This window comes from Streptomyces xingningensis (genome assembly GCF_054957865.1).
In genome coordinates this window covers 69,173-91,807 of the sequence record NZ_JBDJPF010000018.1, presented here as the reverse complement: position 1 = coordinate 91,807, position 22,635 = coordinate 69,173, and the positions used below count along the sequence as shown (strand labels likewise).

Here is a 22,635-nt window from a genome sequence, read left to right as displayed (position 1 = left end):
CGCCGATCACATCTTGGTCGGGGTCGTGCGGACGGGTTGACTTGGGGTTGTCGGGCGGACGGGCCGCCCGGCAGGACGGAAGGGCGGCACCCCATGAACATCAGCACCGAGCCCAAGGACGTTGTGCGGCGCTACTTCGACGCGCTGGTGGGTGGCGACCAGCAGGTGATCTGGGACTCCTGGGCCGAGGACGGCAGCTGCTGGTACGCGGGCGAGCTGCCGATCTCGGGGACCTGGCAGGGCCGGGACCAGGTGATCAACGGGTTCCTGGCGACCGCCTTCGCCCACCTCGACCCGGAGCGGGAGGTGGGGGTGAAGGTCACCAATATCTTCGGCGAGGGCGAGCAGGTCTTTGTCGAGTGGGACTCCTGGGCGACCGGCAAGACCGGCCGGCCGTACGACCAGAAGAACAGCGGTGTCTTCACCGTCCGGGACGGGAAGATCGTCAGCATGCGCGAGTACGCCGACACCCAGCACTGGGAGCGGGCGCTGGTGGCGTAGTCCGCCGTGCGGGGCGCGGGGTGATGACCTACGGTCAATACATGATCGCTCATGGTGACCATTCCCGCCGTAGCTTCATAGGCTGGGCGGCCGCCCTCGGTGGTGGGGCGGTTGCGGCCGCTTCGCCCGCGTCCGCGCTGGAGCGGATCGGCCGGGGCCGGCCGGTCACCCGCGTGTACTACATCGCCGCGGATACCGTGACCTGGGACTACGCCCCGCAGGACCGTAACCTCGTCACCGGGAAGGCCTTCACGGAGGCCGAGAAGGACTTCACCCGGCCGGGACGCAATCGGCTGGGCGCGGTCTTCGAGAAGTCGGTCTATCGCGAGTACACCGACTCGACCTTCAAGAAATTGGTCCACCGTCCGCAGCGCGACGCATATATGGGACTCCTGGGTCCGGTGATCCGGGCCGAGGTCGGGGACACGATCAAGGTGGTGTTCAGGAACAACACCCCGTTCCCCACCTCCATGCATCCGCATGGCGTCTTCTACACCAAGGCGAATGAGGGGTCACCGGGCAACGACGGAAGCCCGGACGGTGACAAGACCGACCTCTATGTGTATCCCGGGGATACCTACACCTATATCTGGCAGGTCCCCGAGCGGGCGGGACCGGCGCCCGGCGACCCTTCGTCCATCGGGTGGCTCTATCACGATCACAGCGTCGACATGGGAGTGCCCGGCACGCATGCCGGGCTGGTCGGCCCGATCGTGGTGACCCGGCGAGGGAAGGGCGGTCGTGACGGTTCGCCGCTCGATGTCGACCGTGAAGTGTTCGCGGTATTCACCGAGTTCGACGAGAATCTCAGCTCCTACCGGAAGCGCAATATCGACCGCTTCGGTGACCGGGACACCGACTCGTCGTCCAGGGAATTCAGATTCGGCAACCGGAAGTCATGCGTCAATGGCTATGTGTTCGCCAATGGCCCGCGCGGCACGTCCAGCGCCCACCCCGCCCTGACCATCGACAGGGGCAGGCTGGTCCGCTGGTATGTCATCGGCCTCGGCGGACAGGAGGACGCCCACAGCCCGCACTGGCACGGCAATACCGTGGTGTGGCGCGGTCATCGCGCGGATGTGGTGAGCGTGTTCCCCGCGACGGTGGTGACCGCCGATATGCGTCCCGACAACCCGGGCACCTGGCTCTTCCACTGCCATGTGGACGAGCACATGATGAACGGCATGATCACCCGCTATCAGGTGCGGTAGCGGCTGATCCGGAGGCGTTGGCGATCCGTGAACGGGACCGCCTCCGGCCGCCGTTCTCACACCAGTTCGCTGCCCACGTTCCGCATCATGCGCTGCAGCACCCTGAGCGTCGTTGCGTAGTCCGCTTCGTCGATGCCCTCGTGGATCTGCTCGCGCCACTCGGGCGCGTGCGACTGGAGATCCGCGCGGGCCGCGTCGCCGGTCTCGGTGATCCACAGCTGTCCGTCGCCGTCCCGGGTGATCCAGCCCCGGGCCAGCAATGTCGCGGTCTCCGCGGCCAGATCGTCCTCGGGCCGCAGGAACGTCTCCATGGCGTCGGCCAGTTCCGGGACGGTCATGCCGTGCCCGTCCACCGAGATGTCGTTCTTCGACAGATGCCGGAGTATCCAGAACTGCGGCTGGGTGAACCCTTGCCCGGCCTGCTGCCGCCGGATGAAACCGATGACCTCTTCGTAGGCCAGCCTGGTCCAGTATGCGACCGGCTGGGCAATCAGCTCTTCCGGCGAGTATTCCTTGATTTCCACGGCAGCGCTCCCTCTTCGAACGATCACTTGTTGAGATCACGCTAGAACCTCAAGCGCGCTTGTGGTCAATGTCTGCCTCTGACGACATTGCGTGGGTCGTCCAGCCACACGCGTTGTCCGTTGCCATCCACGGTCAGGCCGAATCTGGATCGTTCCGGTTTCCCGAGTTCGTGCCAGCGGAGGAATACCGTTCGGACCTCTTCCCAGAGCGAGCGAGTGCCGTACTGCTCCACCTCGTATGTCTCCTGGCCGGGGGCGTAGCCGACAGTTGCCCAGGATTTGCCGTCGTCGGCGATGAACCACAGGGTGGCCTCCGCACCATTGTCGGCCTCGCACCAGCGGTACCACACATCGGTGAGGACGAGACCGGTGAAGAATGCGGGATCATCCTGGATGACGTTCTGCGGTTCGATGTCGGTCGTGCCCTTCACCCCCTCTTCTCCGGGGCGGAAGTTCCGGAGACTTCTGGTGCCGGGCCGCTGGGTGCGATCCCACATGAAGGCCGGGTCGCCGGAGAAGGAGCCCTGAGCCTTCCCGTCCACCACGTCCAGCGTGGCGAAAGAGCCGGTGAAGAAGCTGCTGCCCCAGGGGGTGACGATGCGGCCGTTGGGGCACTGTTCCAACCACGCTCGTGGCACCTCCCGCACGGTGCACGTACAGATGATGCGGTCGTAGGGTGCGCCGGGGTGATGTCCGTCTCTGCCGTTGCCGAGCACGGTGGTTGGGCGGTAGCCGGCTCTCTTGAGATTGTCCACGGCTATGGACAGAAGGCCTGCATCGATCTCCACGGTAGTCACGTTGGCGTCACCCAGCCGGTGGGAGAGCCAGGCGGCGTTGTAGCCGGTCCCGGTTCCGATTTCCAGCACTTTCTGTCCCTCGCGCACGGCGAGCAGGCCCAGCATCTCCAGCATGATCGACGGCATCGAGGATGATGAGGTGGCCAGCCTGAACTCTCGGTTCTCGATGGGATTTCCGTCGTTCACCTGCGTCACGAGTGGTACGTCGGAGTAGACGGACTCGAGCCAACGGGCGGGGTTGGCAGTGTGGTTGTGTCCGTCGGTGATCTCGGGGATGAACTGAGCGCGGTCCACGGACGCGACGGCGTCCCGCCAGGCCGGGGTGACGGCCCCGATGCCTTCCAGGTGCTGAAGAAGCTGTTCCCTCGTGCTCATTGGCCTCACTTCTTCGGGGGCTCGTATGGCTTGGTCGGACCCGGCGGCTTGTCGCGGTGGCCGTCGCTGTCGGATGTGTCCGGCCTGCCGGAGTGATCTCCGCCCTTCTTGGCCATGGATTTTCTCGCTTTCTGTGTCCGTGAGAGTCAGGCGATTGTCTGCTACTCGTCCAGGCAGTCCGCGAGGCGGCGGGCGGTGCGGCCGAGGTCGTTCATATGTTCTGCAGTCGCCTGTGTGGTGGGGTGGCTTACGCGGTGGATGTCGTCCTGGGCGCGGTTGATGAGCGCGGTCCACCGGATCCAGGGGTCGGTGCCGCGTTCGAGTTGATCGGTGCGGTTGCGCGCCTCGTGGAGCATGCGCTGGATGTGTCCGCGCAGCGTGTCGGTGATCTCGTGGATCTCCCTGATGCGGGGAGGGCGCAGGCGTTCCTGCAGGGCGCGGCGGATGGTGGCGCGGATCGTGACCAGATCGAGGGGATCGGTCTCGCCGGTCATCATCGGGGTGATTGAGGGATGTTGATGCGTGGTGGGGTAGTCGTTGTCGTTGGTCTGAGGCATGAGCGATCGGCAACTTCCGTTCTGGTGGCGCAGGTTTCCCCTGCCGTGCTGCCGAAGCTAGGGAAGGGACGCGTCTGTGCACCATGAGATTGCAGACGATTGCAGTCAGGTCACCCGAGCGAGTTGATCGCCGTGACGATCAGCGTCCGAGCATCGTTCCCGTACACTGCCATCTTGGACAGCGCGGCGAATGCGCGGGCATAGGTGGCTATTTCGCTGGGCTCTGTGACAGTAACTTTCGCTGTCAGCAGTTCCACGTGCACTCGCTGATCGTCGAACATCGTGAAGGTCTCCTGCCCCCACATGCGACGCAGCGACTCGCGTGGAATGACGCCGAGCGAGAGATTTGGTAGTGGCATGACAGCCAGCAGGTAGGCGAGTTGGGCCGCCAGGACATCGGCATTACCGAATTGGTAGTAGAGGACATCCTCCTCGACCAGCAGCGCAAAGCTGTGACCTCCCTGCCGGATGACCTGGGAGCGCGAGGCGCGAGCCGAGGCGGCTTCTGTTGTGTCGTCAGGCAATCGGCGGAACTCTGCGATGACTGTCAACAACGCCTTTGCGTAGCACTCAGTTTGCAGCACCCCGGGCATGACTCTTGATGAGTAGACGCGAAAGTGGCGTGTCCGCTCGTACAGCGGGATGTATGACTCCTGAAGCCTCCGGAGCCCTGTGCGCTGCAACCTCCGCCATTGGACGTACATGGATTCGGCTGTGCGGTTCGTCGCAATCAGGTCATCCATCTGATCCGAGGCACCACACGCCCGACACCAGGCTCGCAGGTCATCGTCCGAGGGTGCGGTCCGAGCGTTCTCCAGACGAGAGGACTTCGCAGGATGCCATCCGCATGCCGCAGCCACATCCCGACCAGTCAGCCCTGCATCGAGCCTCAACTCCCGTAAGCGCGCGGCGAGAAGCTCGCGGGCAGCTTGAGCGCTCGATGAGGGTGACGTGGACACGAGTTGCTGATCCTGTGGTGCTGCGGCTCAGACCTTGTACTGCTCATGCGGGACGGCTCGATCCCACACTGTTTCGAAGGCGGCGGTACATAGGGCCACCACCGCAGGATCAACTCTGATCTCCGGTCCGGCGGAGGCGCCGTTGCCGGTGAAGTGGTTGAACCTGATGACCTGGTTGTCGAAGAGCCAGAAGTCGTTTCCAGGCAGCGCGATGTCCGATGCGTGTTGCCGGGGAAGCCAACGAACTGATTCCCCAGCCTCGATATTCAGCGGAGTTCCGGCATGCTCGAATCGGATGTACTCGGACACCGGCTCGGAAATGATGCGGGCCCGACGTACGTTCACGCCACGGGCGACCGTCTCGGATACGAGGTCGAGCCAATCTCGCCTACGGCCCGTACGGTCGTGCCGACTGCTGTCATCCCCGGCTTTCCATGCCTCGAACTCTGCCGCCTCGGCTGCGATGCCGTAGGAGTCGCGCATCTCCAAGTGAACGGCTGACTGATGACAGTCGGCGATCATCTCAGAGAAGCTTGGCGTGCTGTTCTGCGGCATCGCATGCCTTCCTCACCAGGGGGACCATTCGGGCCGGAATCCTGACTACTGCCTCACTGTCAGGGATGTGGCCGGCCTCAAGACATTTCTTTTGAGTGCTCTCGTCCGCCTTCCACCCCTGAAAAACCATGTCAGCGTTTTCGTCATCGACCCAAACCGTTGGGCACTCATCGCCATCGGTGTTGGGATCTTTCCCGAAGAACTGTAGTGCCATGACCAACTCCTTCATGGGGGTCACGCTTGGCGTGACGAGCGTCACTTGGCCGAGGAGGTGAGTCAAGGGTGCATGGGAGCACGATGGCCGAGCGTTGCAGGTGGCTCGCTGGCTCTGCTGGCGAAGTGCCGGATCGAGGGTGGCAGGACCCGGCGTGCCGCGAACCGGCCCAGCTGGACGCCTAGTTAAAGAATGTGGGGAAAAACCAAACCCCACCAACCAGCCTGCGTCACTCCATCAGGTGACTTGGTGGCAGGCGCCGGGAACGGCGCGGTACGGTCGCGGCACAACCCCACACACGACGACGGCCCCCGACCGGGACGGGCATCCCAACCGAGGGCCTGATCATCGAGGAAGAGAGAAGCTTCCCTATGACTGACGCGCATTCTAGCGCCCGTCCCTCCGCGCGCACTGGGCAACCACCCGCCGGGGTGACCCATATCCGGCACCGCCATGACACGCACTTCACCGTCGTCGGCAACCACCTCGCCCAGCACCCCGACCTCTCGGCCGTCGCGATCGGTATCGGCGTGTACATCCAGTCGCTGCCCGATGGGGCCACCGTGGGCATCAAGGACCTCACCCGCCGCTTCGACGAGGGCGAGATCACCATCGCTCGCGCGCTCAAGCAGCTGGAGAAGGCCGGATATTTGGAGCGCAAGCGCGTCCGCACCGACGAGGGCCGCATGGTGACCGTCACACGCTGGTACGAGCGCCCGGGTGCCGTGCCGCGTGAGCGAGTCGACCTGGTGAAGCGGCGCCCCGCGCCCGTCGTGGCGCCCGTGCGGGAAGCCCCGCCGCTGCCCGGGCGGGAGCGTCCCGCCGAGCCCCCGCTGCCGCCCGTCGACGAGCCTGCCGCCGAGCTGCTGGCGGGGTTGCGCCGCCGTGATCCGAGGCTGCTGTTGTCGGAGAAGGACGTGCGGCGCCTTGCACCCGATGTCCGGGCCTGGCTCGACCGGCGGATCGGCCCCGCGCAGATCACCCGCACCCTGACCGCCGATCTGCCGGTCGGTGCCATCACCTGGCCCGCCCGGCTGCTGGCCTACCGGCTGGCGAACTGGCTGCCGCCCGCGCTCCCCGCCGGCCCGGTCGAGCCACGGCCGGAAGCGCCCGCCAGGCCGCTGCCGTTCCAGACCTGCGACGGCTGTGAGCGCGCCTTCCGGGCCGACCGGCCCGGCCTTTGCCGGGACTGCCGCCAGGGCGGGACAGCGGTGGACGAGGCGGCGTAGGGGGATCAAACCTCCTTGAGGCGACCGGAGTTGGCCATCGCTGCCATCGGCCCGGCCGGACCTCAGCGCAGCGCGCGGAAGAAGGCCCGGATGTCCTCGACGAGCAGCTCGGGCGCCTCCATGGCGGCGAAGTGGCCGCCCCGGTCGAATTCCGACCAGTGCACGACCTTGTGCTCGCGTTCGGCGATCCGCCGGACGCCCGGATCGCCGGGGAAGACGGCGACGCCGTGCGGCAGCGCCGAGTACTCGGCGGCGGCGCCCCATGCTTTCGCCGTCTCCTTGTACAGGCGGGCCGACGATGCGGCGGTCCCGGTGAACCAGTAGATGCTGATGTCGGTGAGCAACTGGTCGACGTCCACCGCGTCTTCGGGCAGTTCCCGCGCCGGGTCGGTCCACTCCTTGAACTTCTCGGCGATCCACGCCAGCTGCGCGGCGGGCGAGTCGTGCAGGCCGAACGCCAGGGTCTGCGGCCGGGTCGCCTGGATCATCGCATAGCCTGCGCGGTCCTGGTCCTGGTACTGGCCGAGTCGGGCGAGTTCGACTTCGGTGAGCCCCTCGAACTCGGCCGGGTCGCCGGTGGGGAAGCCGAGGGCGCCGTTGACATGCACGCCCACGACATGCGCGGTGTCGGCGCGGCCGAGCATCGGTGAGATGACCGCGCCGCTGTCGCCGCCCTGCGCGCCGTAGCGCTGGTAGCCGAGGCGACGCATCAGCTCGGCCCACGTCCGGGCGACCCGGTTCAGATCCCAGCCGGGCTCGGTGGTCGGCCCGGAGAAGCCGAATCCGGGGATCGACGGGGCGATGACATGGAACGCGTCGGCCGGATCGCCGCCGTGCGCGGCCGGGTCGGTGAGCGGCCCGATGACCTTCATGAACTCCGCGACCGAGCCGGGCCAGCCGTGCGTAATGATCAGCGGGAGCGCATCCGGCTCGGGCGAGCGGACGTGCAGGAAGTGGATGTTCTGCCCGTCGATACGGGTCGTGAACTGCGGGAAGGCGTTCAACCGTGCCTCGGCGGCGCGCCAGTCGAATTCGGTGCGCCAGTACTCGGCCAGCCGTTGCGCATAGCCGGTCGGCACGCCGTAGGACCAGTCCACCCCGGGCAGTTCGTCCGGCCAGCGGGTCGCGGCGAGCCGGTCGCCCAGGTCGTCAAGCTGCGCCTGGGGGATGTCGATACGGAACGGGCGGATCTGCGGGTCGTCGTTCATGTTTCTCATGATAGGAGTCGATTAGGACGGAGGCGGTCCTAGATGGCCGCCACGTCGGAGACGTCGGCACTGCTGCTGCGGCTGCTGTCGCCACGGCAGACGCCGGGGTACTGGCCGGGCACGGAGCTTGCCGTAGGTCAATCCCCGCCCAGGAACACCGGGTTGGTCATCGCCGCCATCGCCCCCGGCAGGGCGTCCGACGCGGCCGGGTGGCGGACCTCGGCGCGTACGTATGCCGCATACGACGGAGTGGTGCGCCACTCGATCGTCCCGGCTCCGTTCGCCGGGACGGGCGCGGTGTGGAGCGTTCCCTGGTCGGTGACGAAGGAGGCCGTGCAGCCGGGTGCGCCCGACACCTCCAGCCGGACCGCGACCTCCACATCGTGCGCGACTCGCAGCCGTTCGCCGATGCCCGCGCGTGCGCCATGGCCGTCCATGGCTGCGAAGGACAGGTCGATCTTCGAGGACTCGGCGATCCAACTGCGGCCCGCGCGAAGGGCGTCCAGCAGGGCCGGGCGGGAGAGGTCGTCGGCCAGGACGACGGTCTGCGGGAGGCCGACGACCTGGGGCTCGCGGTGGGCGTCGCTGTTGCCCATGGCGGGGAGCCAGCGGTGGTCGCCGCGGACCGCGGCGACCAGGGTGTTGTCCCATTCGGCGAGGGTGATTTCGTCGTCCGGGGTGTAGGGGCCGTTCCAGACCTCGACGACGTCGGCCTCGGCCAGGCCGAACTTCCAGTTGCAGCCGATGCAGGTGGCGTGCGGATGGGCGGGGACGACCAGGCCGCCCGCGCGGTGGATGGCTCGGGCGAAGCGGCCGAAGACGTGGTCGCGGGCGCGGTAGCGCCAGTCGGTGAAGGCGCCGGGGCCGGTGCCCAGGGCGAGGACATGGCCGTTGCGGGTGGTCACCTCCTCGCCGGTGAGGATGAGCAGGTCGTCTCCCCACAGGCCCTGCCAGGCGCCGTGCGAGGAGGTGGTGTTGTGCTCGGTGGTGGTGATCCAGTCCAGCCCGGCCGCCCGGGCCGCCGCCGCGATCTCGGCAGGGGTGCGCTTGCCGTCGGAGTGGACGCTGTGCAGGTGATTGTCGCCCCGGTACCAGGCCCGGCCCCGGCCCCTGGCCCGTTGCGGCGGGTACGCCGGGCGCGGGGTGGCGCCCTGGCGGCCGTACCGCAGGGTGATCCGCACCTGGTAGGCCAGGCCCTGCGGGGCCACCGTGTACGGGCCGAGGACGACATGCCAGGTGCCGGGGCGGACCGGGCCGGCCAGGTAGCCGGGGGTGGCCTGCTCGGCGCTGATCGAGAACTCCGTGCGGGCGCCGCCCGACCAGCCGCGAAACCCGGCGCCGCCCAGGGCGGTGCCGCGCTCGTCGAAGATGCCGATGTCACAGGCGTTGCCCTGGGTGCCGGGTGGTACGGACGGTCTGTCGTAGCCGTAGGAGACGGCGATCTCGCGGACGCCGCGCGGCACTTCAACGGGGAGGTAGACGTAGTCGGGCGCACCGGCCGGGAGCCGGCCGGTCACGACCCGGGTCTCGTCGGCGGATCCGCCGGCGTGGGCGAACGTCACGCCGTCGAGCGTAAGCGCACTCGCCGCCCCGGCGACAGCCGTCAGTTTCAGGACATTGCGTCGGTCCATCGGGCCCTCCCCGCCCCGGAAGCCTGGTGCCGACTCCGTTGTACGCCCGGGTGGCGGGCAGCGGAACGGTATGGCGGTTGACTGTTGTGTGTCGGCTGTCCGACATCGGGGCTCCGGCAGCCCGCCAGGGCTTACCGTGGGTGACCCCGCGACAGACGGAGGTGCCGAAGCATGCGGATCGCCACCACGATCTTCCTCACCGAAGAGACGATCACCCCGGTCCGGCTCGCGCGCGAGCTCGAGCAGCGCGGCTTCGCCGGGCTCTATCTGCCCCAGCACACCCACATCCCGGTCAGCCGGGACACCCCGGCGCCGATGGGCGGGCCGCTGCCGCCCGAGTACGGGCGGGCCCTCGACCCCTTTGTCGCGCTTGCCCAGGCCGCCGCCGTCACCCACCGGGTGGAAATCGGGACCGGGGTGGCGCTGGTCGCCCAGCACGACCCGGTGACCCTCGCCAAGCAGGTGGCCACGCTCGATCACCTCAGCGGCGGCAGATTCACCCTGGGCATCGGCTTCGGCTGGAATGTGGAGGAGGCCGCCGACCACGGGGTGGAGTGGGCGACGCGGCGCCGTCTGGTGCGCGACCGGATGGCGCTGATGCGCGCGCTGTGGGCCGAGGAACCGACCGCCTACCGGGGCGAGTTCGGGTCGGTGCAGGCCAGCTGGGCACACCCCAAGCCGCTGCTGCCACCGCGCGAGCGCGCGGGAGCGGACCCGCTGACCGGGCCGCGCACGCTGATCGGCGGTGGGGCCGGGCCCCGGCTGTTCGCCCAGGTCGCCGAGTACGCGGACGGCTGGATGCCGGTGGGCGGCAGCGGGCTGCGGGAGTCGCTGCCCCGGCTGCGCGAGGTCTGGGCGAAGGCGGGACGGCCCGGAGAGCCGGAGGTCGTGCCGTATGCCGTGCGGCCCTCGACGGGCAAGCTCGCCCACTTCGCCGAGCTCGGCATCGAGGAGGTCGTGGTCGGGCTGCCGGCGGGGACGGAGGGCGAGGTGCTGCGGGCGCTGGATGCGCACGCCGAGTTCCTGTGACGGTGCCGGGGCGGCCGAGGCTGCTTCTGGCGGGGCCAGGAGCTCGGTCACCTCTGACGCCCCGGGACCTCGCTCGTATGCTCGGACAATGACCTCGAGCGCACCGCGATCCACCCCGGCAGCACCCACCTCGAACGCCATGCGCCGGGCCCTCAAACGCGCCCGGGACGGGGTCGCGCTGGACGTGGGTGAGGCGGCCGTGCTGCTGCAGGCCCGCGGCGCCGACCTCGAGGACCTCTGTGCGTCGGCCGCCCGGGTGCGGGACGCCGGGCTCGAGGCGGCGGGCCGGCCCGGGGTCATCACCTACTCGCGCAGCGTCTTTATCCCGCTCACCCGCCTTTGCCGCGACAAGTGCCACTACTGCACCTTTGCCACCGTGCCCGGCAAGCTGCGCCGCGCGGGCCACGGGATGTTCATGTCCCCGGACGAGGTGCTGGCCATCGCCCGGCGCGGGGCCGAACTGGGCTGCAAGGAGGCCCTGATCACGCTGGGGGACCGGCCCGAGGACCGCTGGCCGCAGGCCCGCGAGTGGCTGGCGGCCGAGGGCTACGACGACACCATCGCCTATGTCCGGGCGATGTCGATCCGCATCCTGGAGGAGACCGGGCTGCTGCCCCACCTCAACCCCGGCGCCCTGTCCTGGACGGATATCCAGCGGCTCAAGCCGGTGGCCCCGTCCATGGGCATGATGCTGGAGACCACGGCCGAGCGGCTGTGGAGCGAGCCCGGCGGCCCGCACCACGGCTCCCCGGACAAGGAACCGGCCGTGCGGCTGCGGGTCCTGGAGGACGCCGGGCGCAGCTCCGTCCCGTTCACCAGCGGGTTGCTGCTGGGGATCGGGGAGACGCCCGAGGAGCGTGCGGAGTCGGTCTTCGCGCTGCGCCGGATCTCCCGTGCGTATCACGGCATCCAGGAAGTCATCCTGCAGAACTTCCGCGCCAAGCCGGACACGGCGATGCGCGGCATGCCGGACGCGGAGCTGGACGACCTGGTCGCCACGGTCGCGGTCGCCCGGCACATCCTGGGCCCCGCCGCCTGTCTCCAGGCGCCGCCGAACCTGGTGGACGAGGAGTTCGGGCGGCTCATCCGGGCCGGCATCGACGACTGGGGCGGGGTCTCCCCGGTCACTCCGGACCATGTCAACCCCGAGCGCCCCTGGCCGCAGATCGAGGCGCTTGCCGAGCGGTCCGCCGCCGAGGGCTTTGCACTGCGCGAACGGCTGGCCGTCTACCCGGAGTTCGTCCAGCGCGGCGAGCCCTGGCTGGACCCGCGGCTGCTCCCGCACGTCAGGGCGCTCGCGGACCCCGGGACGGGCCTGGCGAACGAGGACGCCGTGGTGCAGGGCCACCCCTGGCAGGAGCCCGAGGAGGTGTTCGTCTCCGCCGGGCGCACGGATCTGCACCGCGCCATCGACACCGAGGGCCGTACCGCCGACCGGCGCACCGACTTCGACGAGGTGTACGGCGACTGGGAGGCGCTGCGCGAGGCCGCGGCGCCGGGGATGGTGCCGGAGCGGATCGACGGCGATGTGCGCCGGGCGCTGCGGCAGGCGGCCGACGACCCGACCCGGCTGACCGACTCCGAGGCGCTGGCCCTGCTGCACGCCGACGGCCCCGCGCTGGACGCACTGTGCCGGATCGCGGACGAGCTGCGGCGGGCCACGGTCGGCGACGAGGTCACCTACATCGTCACCCGGAACATCAACTTCACCAATGTCTGCTACACCGGCTGCCGGTTCTGCGCCTTCGCCCAGCGGCGGACCGATGCCGACGCGTACACCCTCTCGCTGTCCCAGGTCGCCGACCGGGCCCAACAGGCCTGGGAGGTAGGCGCGGTGGAGGTGTGCATGCAGGGCGGCATCCATCCGGATCTGCCGGGCACGGCCTACTTCGACATCGCGCGCGCGGTGAAGGAGCGGGTGCCGGGGATGCATGTGCACGCCTTCTCGCCGATGGAGGTCGTCAACGGCGCGACGCGCACCGGGCTTTCGATCCGGGAGTGGCTCGCCGCCGCCAAGGAGGCCGGGCTGGACTCCATCCCGGGCACCGCCGCCGAGATCCTGGACGACGAGGTCCGCTGGGTGCTCACCAAGGGCAAGCTGCCCACCGCGACCTGGGTGGAGGTCGTCAGGACCGCGCATTCGCTGGGCATCCGGTCGTCCTCGACGATGATGTACGGGCATGTGGACCAGCCCAGGCACTGGCTGGGGCACTTCCGGCAGCTGGTGGAGATCCAGCGGGAGACCGGCGGATTCACGGAATTCGTGACCCTGCCGTTCATCCACACCAACGCCCCCGTCTATCTGGCCGGGATCGCCCGCCCCGGTCCGACCATGCGGGACAACCGGGCGGTGACGGCCATGGCCCGGGTGCTGCTCCACCCGCACATCACCAACATCCAGACCAGCTGGGTGAAGCTGGGGGCGGAGGGCGCGGCCGAGATGCTGCGCTCGGGCGCCAATGACCTGGGCGGCACGCTGATGGAGGAGACCATCTCCCGGATGGCGGGCTCCTCCTATGGCTCCTACCGCTCGGTCCGGGACCTGGCCGCCATCGCGGAGGCGGCGGGACGGCTGGCCCGGGCGCGGACCACGCTCTACGGAGCGGTGCCCGAGGAGCGGCAGCGGGCGGCGTCGGAGTCCGACGGCCATCTGCCCCGGTTGCTGCCGGTGTTGGGGGAGGGCTAGGTGTCCTGGAGGAGCGCGCCCTGCCCCGCCTGGAAATGGTCGATTACAGTGCTGAGCCGAACGTAAGCCGACCGTTTCCATTTGCACAGTGACAGCAGGAGGCCGGAACGTGACCACGACCGCCGGTGGGGGCATCGCCCTCTGGGGCCGGGCCGAACAACAGGAGTTCCGCAGCCGCGTACGCGGCTGTCTGCTCGGCGGGGCGATCGGTGATGCGCTCGGCGCGGGCATCGAGTTCGACTCCCTCGACACCATCCGCGCCGCACACGGGCCGGAGGGCGTACGGGACTTCGTACGGGCCTATGGGCGGCGCGGCGCCGTCACCGACGACACCCAGCTCACGCTGTTCACCGCCGAGGGGCTGATAAGGGCCCTGGTACGCCGCGACAGCGGCGCCTGGCACCCGCCCACCGATGTGCACCGGGCGTATCTGCGCTGGGCCGCCACCCAGCGCGACTGGGGGCCGGACGAGCGGGAACCGGACGCCGGCTGGCTGGCCCATCAGGAGTGGCTGTATGCGCGCCGGGCGCCCGGCGAGGCCTGTCTGTCCGGCCTCGCCGACGACCGGATGGGCACCGTGGAGGCGCCCAAGAACCCCGGCTCCAAGGGGTGTGGCGCGGTGATGCGCTCCGCGCCCTTCGGGCTGCTGGTGGGCTGGGAACCGGCGCTGGTGTTCCAACTCGCCGTGGAATGCGCGGTGCAGACCCATGGGCACCCCACCGGCTCGCTGGCCTCCGGCGCGTTCGCCGTCATCGTGCACGCTCTGGCGCGCGGTGAGGCGCTGGAGGTGGCGGTCCAGGGGGCGTTGACCCTGCTGGCGACCCGCCCCGACCACCATGAGACCGCCGATGCACTGCGGCAGGCCCTCGGCGCGGTGCGCCAGGGACTGCCGACGCCGGAGCGGGTCGAATCGCTGGGCCAGGGGTGGGTGGCCGAGGAGGCGCTGGCCATCGGGCTGTACTGCGCACTGGTCGCCGAGGACATGCGGCATGGCCTGCTGCTCGCCGTCAACCACGGTGGTGACTCCGACTCGACCGGCTCCATCTGCGGCAATCTGCTGGGCGCGCTGCACGGGGAGACCGCGCTGCCCGCGGGCTGGCTGGCCGAGCTGGAGGGGCGGGCGACGATTCTGGAGCTGGCCGACGACTTCGCGATGGAGCTGACCCAGGGAACCGCCCTGCACGGCCCGGAGAGCTCCTCGGCCGCCTGGCTGACCCGCTATCCACGGGCCTGAAGCGCCGGGTGGCGAGGGAGCGTTGGACCGGCGGCCAGGGCCTGCGCTGATCCAGGCGTGCGCCGACCCATAAGGCACGCCCGCGCCCCCTCGGCCAGGACGACGGCCGGGCGAGGGGGCTCGGGGTGGGGGGCTGCCGGTATGAAGTTGGCTCCGGTGTGAAGTTGTCTGGCTATGCGTTCGGCTATGCCAATATCACGACAAGCTGGGGGACTTCACCTGCGCGCCGGGTTCTCGCTGCGCAGTTCGCGGCCCCTACCGCTTGACGGTCGCCACGAACGAGGTCCATGCCCCGGGGGTGAAGGCCAGGGACCGTCCCTGCGGGTCCTTGGAGTCACGGATCGCGATGGACCGCGGAAGCGGGGAAGCGATCTCCACGCAGTCGCCGTGCGCAAGCGAGTAGGAGGACTTCCGCCAAGCGGTCTTTCCCTGCTGAATCGCCATGATTGCTCCGATGCCTGTGAGTGCTGCCTGTGAGTGCTGCCTGTCGGATTCAGAACGCCGGTTTCCCGAGGCGAGATCGACGGTACGCGCCAACATCACCTGATGAACTGGCTGTTCACTCGACCGGATGGCGTAGTCCGCTCTCCTCTTCCCCAGCGGGCGGCGACAGGTGTACCGTTCCGCCCCCTTGGGGAATGGCATCGGGCAACTCTGATATCTCCGGCATCTCCGGCATCTCCCGGCCGCATGGAGCGGCCGGTCCCGCTCAGCCCCGGTATTCCTCGGCCACCCGCAGCATGAACTGCCGTGAGTGCTCGGCGTTGAGGGCCTGCATGCGCAGATGCTCGTACATCACGCTGTACGCCTGCACATCATTGGGTTTCTCCAGGTAGAGGTCGCTGGTGATCCCCTCCAGGTAGACCGTGCTCGCGTCCTGCGGATCCTGGAACTCCAGAATGCAGAACTTGCCGTACATCCCGGGGTGCGCGCCCACGTCATAGGGCAGCACCTGCACGGTGATGTGCGGCTGCAGGCTGAACTCGACCAGGTGCTCAAGCTGTTCGCACATGATCGAGCGGTTGCCGACGATCCTGCGCAGCGCCGACTCGTCGATGACCGCCCACAGCCGCAGCGGATTGTCCGGGTCGGTGATCCGCTCCTGGCGCCGCATCCGCACCTGTACGCGCCGCTCGACATCCGCGGCCGTGGCCTCCGGCCAGGAGCCCTCGGTCACGGCGCCGGCATAGCCCTGCGTCTGCAGCAGGCCGGGCACCAGCGAGGCCTCGTAGATGCGCAGCGAGGCGGCGTCGGTCTCCAGGCCGATGTAGACGCTGTAGGGGATGTCACCAAAGGCGTGCCACCAGCCTTGCTGGCGCGACTCCTTGGCCATCTGCATCAGTGAGTCGACCATCCGGTGGTCCTCGACCCCGTACACCCCGCACAGGTCGCGGACATCACGCTGGCTGATGCTGCGGCGGCCGTTCTCCAGCCTGCTGATCTTCGATTGCGACACCAGTAGCCGCTCTGCGACCTCCTCGGCCGTCATGCCTTTGAGCTCACGGAGCTTGCGTAGCTCCTGCCCCAATCGGCGCCGCCTTACGGTGGGGTTGACACTGGACGCCACGGGACGCACCTCCGGCTCCGTCATGCTGCTGTCTCCTGCTCCGCAGCCTGCCACCACCAGCCGGGGCGGCGCTGGAAAATGCCTACACAGAGTCCGCTCACGGTGACCGGAGCACGCGCCAACGCGCGCTTGTCGCAACGGATGTGGGGGACTGCGGTGCGGTCGGTGGAGCGGAACGGTGCTGCGAACCCGGGCAGGCGCGGGCCTGCCGCGCCCCGCCCGGGTCGGTCACCGGCAGCGGCCTCGGGTCACGAGGCGCCGGCGCGGGCCATCACACCCCCGCGGTGCGACACTGCCTGAGGAACGGTTTCGGCAGAGGCCACTGCGGTACGGACGGAGGTCGTCCGGCGCCCGGATCCACCACCTCCGCCGCCGGCCACGGCGGCGGCCCGCCGGGGCTGGGCGGCCACACCGTTCTGCACATCGAGCACGGCGTGCGCGACCAGCCCGCCCATCGGGTCGTGCCGGATCAAGTCCCGCAGCCGGGACCTCGAGGAGCGTCCTTCGTTGCCGGGGTAGAGGTGCTTGCCGAGCCCGACCGCATGCGCCAGCGCGGCGAGCGCCGCGGTCCGCGGGTCCGGCGGTACGCCGGTGCGGATCGCGGTGTCCAGCCGGGTCCTGATCTCCCGGCTGATGACCGTGTCCGTCGCCTGGTACCGGGTGGTCGGCAGCACCCCGCACATCGGTCCGGCCACGGCATGCACCATGCCGCACCGCTCCAGGTGTGTGAGGTAGGTCTGGCGCAGCCCCAGCCGGGGCCCGCCGATCCAGTGCACAGCACGGACCGGGCTGCCGCGGCGGCGCAGCAGTTCGAGCGCGCTGTCCAGGGTCGGATCTCCTGTGGGCCGTGGCATCACCACGGCGATACGATCCCCGTCTGGGGCTATCCGTCCGGCCAGAGCCAGCTCCACTAGCTGGGCTCCGGCGAGACCGAGGTCAAGCGACTGCGGCTGCGCCGTGGTACCCGTGGCCGGGTCCAGGGCGAGCAGCAGAAGCTCTTCCGGAATTGTTCTGCGGCTCCTGCCCATCCATGCCTCCCCGCGTGGATGAGTGACAGGGTGACCCCTCTCACATTGGTCTGTCGAGGGCGCCTGGTGGCTTCGGGTGGGAACCGGTAGGTATGTCGCATCGTCTTGCACATGGGTGAAGCCAGGCAAAGCCTCTTACCGTGCGCTTGCGCGTGGGCGGGTCGGCGACAGAGGACACTGGTAGACGTTGAGAACGTCGGGCAGCGGGGCGAAGTGCCCGGTCCGGCGTAGGCGCGGGAATCGAGGAGGCATCGGTGGCGGGCGAGTCCCCCGACAAGTCGGAGCAGCGGAAGGTGTCGGGGGAGGCGGCCGTCGGCGAGCGCGACCCCAGGCTCGGGGTCCTCGGGGAGTCCGGGGCGGGCGTGGCCGTGGTGCAGTCGGCCGACGATCGTGCGGAGGGCGCCGAGAGTTCGGGGGAGCCGGAGAGTTCGGGGGAGCCGGAGGGTTCCGCGCCCGAGCACGAGGTGGCTCCGGAGGAGCCGGGCGAGGTCCGGCCGGCGCCCAGGACGGAGCAGGGCGCCCCCGGCGAGGGCGATGCAGATGCAAAGACGGCGAAGCCGTCGGAGGGTTCGGGCGCTTCGGAGGACGGGGCCGAGGCGGAGGCGCCCACCGGTGGCGACGCCCGGCTGAAGGCCGCGGTCGCCGCATGGGTGGCCGATGCGGAGGGCGCGGACGGCGCGGACGGCGCCGAGGACAAGGGTGCGGAGGGTGCCGGGGGCAAGGGCGCGGACGAGGTGGCGCCGAAGGGCGCCGAGGCCGAAGCGGAGGACAAGGGCAAGGACGCGGAGGCGGCGAAGGCCGCCGTCGACCAGCCGACCGCTGTGTTCGGCGCGGTGCCCTCGAAGGACGCCGAGGCCGCCGGTACCGAGGGGAAGAAGGCCGAGGAGAAGAAGGCCGAGGAGAAGAAGGCCGAGGGGAAGAAGCCCGTCGACCAGCCGACCGCCGTGTTCGGCAAGGTGGCCGCGACGGACCCCGCTCCCGCCTCCGTCGACCAGCCCACCGAGCTGCTCAAGGCGCCGCCCGTCGCGCCGGGCGGCGGCGAGCGCAAGAGCCAGTTTGTGCCGTTGAAGACGGATGACGCCGCGCCGCCGGTGAAGCCCGCCGTGCCGGTCAAGGTCACCCCGCCCGCTCCGGCCGCCCACCCGGCGGCCCCCGCCGGGCCGGCGGAGTCGGAGCGTACGAAGCAGACGCCGCAGCCCGCCGGCCCGGACGGGCAGCAGCAGGCGCCGCTCGATCTGCTGGCCGAGCTGACCAACAGCCCGCCGCCGCCGGAGACTCCGGTGCGGACCGCGGTGCGGCGGGTGAAGATCTGGACGCCCATAGTGGTGCTCCTGGCCATCATCTTCTGTGTGGTGCAGATGTTCCGCCCGCTGCCGGACACCAAGCTCGGCGCCGACGGCGCCAAGACCTCGTACACCTTCGGGGGCAAGACCTTCGCCATGCCGTGGCCCACCCGGGGCCAGTCGGCCGCCAAGGTGCTGGGCACGGGCGATGTGGGTACCTCCGGCGAGCAGAAGCCAATGCCGACCGCGAGCGTCGCCAAGGTGATGACGGCCTATGTGGTCCTCAAGGACCACCCCCTCAAGAAGGGGGAGAAGAAGGGCCCGATGATCAATGTCGACGAGCAGGCCGAGAAGGACGGGGACATCGACGGCGAGTCCACGGCGAAGGTCAAGGCCGGCCAGAGCTACTCGGAGTACGACATGCTCCGGATGCTGCTCATCCCCTCGGGCAACAACATCGCCCGCCTGCTGGCTCGTTGGGACGCGCCCTCCAAGGAGGCGTTCGTCAAGAAGATGAACGACGCGGCCAAGGAGCTCGGCATGACCAACACGGTCTACACGGACCCGAGCGGTCTTGATGCGTCGACCAAGAGCACCGCCGTCGACCAGGTGAAGCTGGCCGAGGTGGTCATCAAGAACCCGGTCATCCGGGACATCGTGGGGCAGCCCGACGCACAGATCCCCGGCCTCCCCGGGAAGATCTACAACAACAATGGCGAGCTGGTGGTGAACGGCACCGGCGGGCTGGGCATCAAGACCGGTTCCAGCTCCCCGGCCGGCGGCACCCTGATGTGGGCGGCCCGGCGGATGATAGACGGCAAGGAGCATGTGATCGTCGGCGCCACCATGGACCAGCGCAACCCGCACAGCACCGACCCCAACGCCCACCTCGCGGTGGTGAAGGAGGTCAGCTACAAGGAGATCAAGGCCCTGCAGGACGCCCTCGCCTCGGCCGTCGTGGTGAAGAAGGGCGATGTCGTCGGCTATGTGGACAACGGTTTCGGCGACAAGACCGCGGTGGTCGCCACCAAGGACGTCACCGCCATCGGCTGGCCGGGCCTGAGCTCGAAGTTCCGGCTCGACACCGAGGGCAAGCAGGTCTCCCGCTCGGCCAAGGCCCATACGGTCATCGGCAAGCTGGTGATCGGCGACGGTGCCGACGCGGTCAAGGTGCCGGTGGCGCTGAAGACCGATCTGGCCAAGCCGTCCTTCGGCGAGAAGCTGACGCGCCTGGGCTGACCGGACGCCCCGGGATCCGGGCAGGCTCCTGGTCCGTACGAGTGGGTACGGACCGGGAGCCGTTTCACGATCCGGGGCGGGCGGCGGCGCCGTGCTAGCGTCGCGAGGGTTTTGAGTCCCGACCGGGACGCACGCACATGCGTGAAGATGGGGGAAGACCTCGGGGGAAGACGGGGAGAGTCGCAGTGACCACGGTGGGGCCGACACGGGCCGGGAAGCCGGAAGACCAGCCGGGCAGGGTGGGCAACGCCCGTTCCTCGTGGGCCGGGGGAGCCGGGACGGGTGCCGTCCGGGCGCCGGACGGATGGTGGCCCAGGGCCCGTCGGCTGCTCGCCGGACCGGTTCCCGTCACCCTGTTCGTGGCCGCCGTGCTGCATGTGTTGTGGTTGATCCTGTTCGCCAACAGCGGCGGCGACCTCGCGGCGCAGGACGCCTGGGCGGAGTTCGCGCTCCAGCATCCGGCCTCGGCGTACAACCTGGCCTGGTACGGCGGCATGCACCCGGTCTCGTACAGTGCGATCTCGCCCTATCTGATGGCCCAGCTCGGGGTGCGCACCACCATGATGGTGGCGGGCACCCTGTCGGCCGGGCTGATCGCGCTGATCCTGGTGCGCAGCCGCGCCGTGCGGCGGCCGTTGTGGCCCTCGCTCTACGGTGCGCTCGCGCTGGCCTGCAATGCGATCTCGGGGCGGGTGACCTTCGGGCTGGGCATGATGTTCGGCCTGGCGGCGGTGGCGGTGATCTTCGCCTGGCCGGTCCGGTGGCGCGCCGAGGGCAGATACCGCTGGTCCCGGGCGGCGCTGGCGGCCGTGATGGCCGCGCTGGCGACGGCGTCGAGCCCGGTGGCGGGGCTGTATGTGGGCATAGTGGCGGCCGCGCTGTGGCTGGGCAAGCGCCGGATGGCGTCGTATGCGCTGGGCCTGACCCCGGTCGCGGTGGTGGCGTTGTCGGCGTGGCTGTTCCCGTTCTCCGGGCAGCAGCCGATGGAGTTCACCTCGGCGATCCTGCCGCTGCTCAGCGGGATCTTTGTGATGCTCTTCGTGCCCAGGTCCTGGCGGACGGTGCGGATGGTGGCGGGCATCTATGTGCTGGGCGTGCTGCTGGTCTGGGCCATTCCCTCGGAGATCGGGTCGAACATCTCGAGGCTCGGCATGGTCTTCGGCGGGGTGGTGCTGATCGCCGCGCTGCCGGAGCGGAAGATTCCGTCCCGGTCGGAGCTGCTGCGGACGGGCCGCGGCTGGATCGCGATGGTGCTCGCCGCGGTGACGATGACGATCTGGCAGGCGGGCAACTCGGCCGGTGACATCAGGCACACCACGCCCGCCGCGTCCTGGGCGCGTGAACTGGCACCGCTGGTGCACCAGTTGCAGCGGGTGGACGCCGGGCGAGGACGGGTCGAGGTGGTCCCGGCCCGCAGCCATCGCGAGGCATCGGCGCTGGCTCCCTATGTCAATCTGGCGCGCGGCTGGAACCGGCAGGCCGACCTCAAGCGGAACCCAGTCTTCTACAAGGACGGCCTGCTCACCCCGGACAGCTACCGGTCCTGGCTGCACCGCTGGGCGGTGCACTATGTGGTGCTGCCCACCGGCGAGCCGGACAACGCGGCCATCGACGAGGCCAAGCTGGTCGCCCAGGGCCAGCCCTATCTGCGCGAGGTGTGGGCCGACGCCAACTGGCGGCTGTACGAGGTGAAGCAGCCGACTCCGCTGGCGGCGCCCCCGGCGGTGGTGCTGCGCGCGGACGCGGACGAGCTGAGCATCACGGTGAGGACGGCGGGCCCGGTGCTGATCCGGATCCCCTACACCCCGTGGCTGGCTCTGCTCGACGAGTCGGGCAAGCCGGTGGAGCCGCCCAAGGCGGGTCCGGGCGGTGAGCCCCCGGTCAATGTGAACGGCTGCCTGGCCAAGGAGGTGCAGCAGTCGGAGGACGACCAGCCCGAGGACGACTGGACCGTGCTGCACGCTCCGCACGCCGGTACATACCGCATCGGTGCGCCGTACAAGCTGCCGCGCGGCACGGGCTGCCCGGACGATCTGGCGCCTTAGGGGTGTCCTGGAGGGTGTCCCATGGACAGCCCTTCTCACCCGTTCGTCCTCGCGTGACGTGCGGCGGAGCGGGCGGGCGGGTTCGCTCGTAGGGAGCGCGGAATCCCCACCTGCTGCGGTACATCGGTGTGCCGCGTCCGCGCGCACGGAGGAACGAGCATGCGTACTGCACGAGTGCTGACCGGGGCCGCTCTGGTCATAGCCGCCCTCGGGCCGCCGGTCGCCCCCGCGTTCGCCGGGGATTTCGAGAAGTTGGAGATCGAGCCCGGCAACGCCCAGCCCGGCGCCATGGTCACGGTGTCCACCGCGGCCTGCGGCAAGAGCGGAGTGGGCAACGGTGACGCCAGCGCGGTGGGCGGCCCCGCCTCGTTCGATCTCAAGCCCGGCAGTCACCAGGAGTCGGTGGTCGGCCAGTTCAGGGTGCCGGAGGGGACGAAGAACGGCACCTATGGCATCGGCGTCCGGTGCAAGAAGAACGGCAAGGAGGCCACCGGGGACCTGGTCGTCACCACCGGGACCCCCGCGCCCAGCGCACCGGCCGGGGCCGGCATGCCTTCCAAACCCATGAATCCCGCCAACCCCGCCAATCCCCCCAAGGGCGGGATGAAGACGGGCGTCGGCGGGACCAGCGATGACTCGGGCACCTCCGAGATCGTGGCCGGGGTGGCGGTGCTCGCCACCGCGGCGATCGGTGGCACCTGGTTCCTGCGCCGCCGGTCCGGCGGCGGCCGGGTCTGACCGGAGCCGTTCCGTCGGCCGGTCG

At 69.6% G+C, this 22,635-nt stretch carries 20 protein-coding genes and 1 pseudogene; 9 read left to right on the top strand and 12 right to left on the bottom strand.

The annotated features are described in order from the left end of the window. The first annotated feature begins 93 nt into the window (after positions 1-93). Together ABCR83_RS12430 and ABCR83_RS12425 are read left to right on the top strand one after the other, a co-directional pair. Positions 94-501 (top strand): nuclear transport factor 2 family protein, encoded by a 408-nt coding sequence (locus ABCR83_RS12430; RefSeq protein WP_462694981.1) that lies wholly within the window; start codon positions 94-96, stop codon positions 499-501. Positions 502-542: 41 nt separating this feature from the next. Further along, positions 543-1,712: a multicopper oxidase domain-containing protein gene (locus ABCR83_RS12425; protein ID WP_462694980.1), complete on the top strand. Its 1,170-nt coding sequence runs from the start codon at positions 543-545 to the stop codon at positions 1,710-1,712. 56 nt (positions 1,713-1,768) lie between these two features. Here the strand turns inward: ABCR83_RS12425 and ABCR83_RS12420 are convergent, their stop codons facing one another. The 7 genes and pseudogenes from ABCR83_RS12420 to ABCR83_RS12390 all read right to left on the bottom strand — a co-directional run bounded on the left by ABCR83_RS12420 (position 1,769) and on the right by ABCR83_RS12390 (position 5,693). Further along, positions 1,769-2,236 carry a MarR family winged helix-turn-helix transcriptional regulator gene (locus ABCR83_RS12420; protein WP_462694979.1) on the bottom strand — a complete coding sequence of 156 codons (468 nt, stop codon included), beginning with the start codon at positions 2,234-2,236 and terminating at the stop codon, positions 1,769-1,771. A 65-nt stretch (positions 2,237-2,301) separates the two neighbouring features. Next, positions 2,302-3,408 (bottom strand): methyltransferase domain-containing protein, encoded by a 1,107-nt coding sequence (locus ABCR83_RS12415; protein WP_462694978.1) that lies wholly within the window; start codon positions 3,406-3,408, stop codon positions 2,302-2,304. A 161-nt stretch (positions 3,409-3,569) separates the two neighbouring features. After that, positions 3,570-3,965, bottom strand: a complete 396-nt coding sequence (locus tag ABCR83_RS12410; protein WP_462694977.1) for a DUF6415 family natural product biosynthesis protein — start codon at positions 3,963-3,965, stop codon at positions 3,570-3,572. A gap of 110 nt (positions 3,966-4,075) precedes the next feature. Then, a complete protein-coding gene (locus ABCR83_RS12405) occupies positions 4,076-4,708 on the bottom strand; it encodes a Scr1 family TA system antitoxin-like transcriptional regulator (protein ID WP_462694998.1) in 633 nt (210 codons plus the stop codon). Between the two features lie 12 nt (positions 4,709-4,720). Next, a pseudogene (locus ABCR83_RS12400) lies at positions 4,721-4,924 on the bottom strand (helix-turn-helix domain-containing protein); the annotation flags it as partial. A 27-nt stretch (positions 4,925-4,951) separates the two neighbouring features. After that, complete coding sequence (locus tag ABCR83_RS12395) at positions 4,952-5,479, bottom strand: DUF6879 family protein (RefSeq protein ID WP_462694976.1); 528 nt, start codon at positions 5,477-5,479, stop codon at positions 4,952-4,954. Next, complete coding sequence (locus ABCR83_RS12390; RefSeq protein WP_462694975.1) at positions 5,448-5,693, bottom strand: hypothetical protein; 246 nt, start codon at positions 5,691-5,693, stop codon at positions 5,448-5,450. The genes ABCR83_RS12395 and ABCR83_RS12390 overlap by 32 nt, the downstream gene beginning before the upstream one ends. 371 nt (positions 5,694-6,064) lie before the next feature. Here ABCR83_RS12390 and ABCR83_RS12385 point away from each other — a divergent pair, with 371 nt between their 5' ends. Next, entirely contained in the window at positions 6,065-6,922 is an 858-nt protein-coding gene (locus tag ABCR83_RS12385; protein WP_462694974.1) for a helix-turn-helix domain-containing protein, read from the top strand. 62 nt (positions 6,923-6,984) lie between these two features. Here ABCR83_RS12385 and ABCR83_RS12380 read toward each other — a convergent pair whose 3' ends face one another. Continuing rightward, positions 6,985-8,130, bottom strand: a complete 1,146-nt coding sequence (locus ABCR83_RS12380) for an epoxide hydrolase family protein (RefSeq protein ID WP_462694973.1) — start codon at positions 8,128-8,130, stop codon at positions 6,985-6,987. 137 nt (positions 8,131-8,267) lie between these two features. Continuing rightward, entirely contained in the window at positions 8,268-9,761 is a 1,494-nt protein-coding gene (locus ABCR83_RS12375; protein WP_462694972.1) for a CehA/McbA family metallohydrolase, read from the bottom strand. A gap of 171 nt (positions 9,762-9,932) precedes the next feature. Here ABCR83_RS12375 and ABCR83_RS12370 point away from each other — a divergent pair, with 171 nt between their 5' ends. The 3 genes from ABCR83_RS12370 to ABCR83_RS12360 all read left to right on the top strand — a co-directional run bounded on the left by ABCR83_RS12370 (position 9,933) and on the right by ABCR83_RS12360 (position 14,710). Beyond that, positions 9,933-10,790, top strand: a complete 858-nt coding sequence (locus ABCR83_RS12370) for a TIGR03619 family F420-dependent LLM class oxidoreductase (protein WP_462694971.1) — start codon at positions 9,933-9,935, stop codon at positions 10,788-10,790. An 88-nt stretch (positions 10,791-10,878) separates the two neighbouring features. After that, complete coding sequence (locus tag ABCR83_RS12365) at positions 10,879-13,476, top strand: bifunctional FO biosynthesis protein CofGH (RefSeq protein WP_462694970.1); 2,598 nt, start codon at positions 10,879-10,881, stop codon at positions 13,474-13,476. 109 nt (positions 13,477-13,585) lie between these two features. Beyond that, positions 13,586-14,710 carry an ADP-ribosylglycohydrolase family protein gene (locus tag ABCR83_RS12360; protein ID WP_462694969.1) on the top strand — a complete coding sequence of 375 codons (1,125 nt, stop codon included), beginning with the start codon at positions 13,586-13,588 and terminating at the stop codon, positions 14,708-14,710. 255 nt (positions 14,711-14,965) lie between these two features. Here the strand turns inward: ABCR83_RS12360 and ABCR83_RS12355 are convergent, their stop codons facing one another. The 3 genes from ABCR83_RS12355 to ABCR83_RS12345 form a co-directional block, all read right to left on the bottom strand. Continuing rightward, complete coding sequence (locus tag ABCR83_RS12355) at positions 14,966-15,154, bottom strand: DUF397 domain-containing protein (protein WP_462694968.1); 189 nt, start codon at positions 15,152-15,154, stop codon at positions 14,966-14,968. Between the two features lie 265 nt (positions 15,155-15,419). Further along, the gene (locus ABCR83_RS12350; RefSeq protein ID WP_462694997.1) at positions 15,420-16,277 is read right to left on the bottom strand and encodes a helix-turn-helix domain-containing protein; all 858 of its coding nucleotides are present in this window, start codon (positions 16,275-16,277) and stop codon (positions 15,420-15,422) included. Positions 16,278-16,525: 248 nt separating this feature from the next. Then, a complete protein-coding gene (locus ABCR83_RS12345; protein ID WP_462694967.1) occupies positions 16,526-17,305 on the bottom strand; it encodes a GOLPH3/VPS74 family protein in 780 nt (259 codons plus the stop codon). Positions 17,306-17,559: 254 nt separating this feature from the next. Between ABCR83_RS12345 and ABCR83_RS12340 the strand changes: the two genes are divergently transcribed. The 3 genes from ABCR83_RS12340 (at position 17,560) to ABCR83_RS12330 (ending at position 22,610) form a co-directional block, all read left to right on the top strand. Continuing rightward, the gene (locus tag ABCR83_RS12340) at positions 17,560-19,827 is read left to right on the top strand and encodes a D-alanyl-D-alanine carboxypeptidase family protein (protein WP_462694966.1); all 2,268 of its coding nucleotides are present in this window, start codon (positions 17,560-17,562) and stop codon (positions 19,825-19,827) included. A 185-nt stretch (positions 19,828-20,012) separates the two neighbouring features. After that, the gene (locus ABCR83_RS12335) at positions 20,013-21,872 is read left to right on the top strand and encodes an MFS transporter (RefSeq protein ID WP_462694965.1); all 1,860 of its coding nucleotides are present in this window, start codon (positions 20,013-20,015) and stop codon (positions 21,870-21,872) included. A 159-nt stretch (positions 21,873-22,031) separates the two neighbouring features. After that, the gene (locus ABCR83_RS12330; RefSeq protein WP_462694964.1) at positions 22,032-22,610 is read left to right on the top strand and encodes a hypothetical protein; all 579 of its coding nucleotides are present in this window, start codon (positions 22,032-22,034) and stop codon (positions 22,608-22,610) included. Positions 22,611-22,635: the final 25 nt, after the last annotated feature.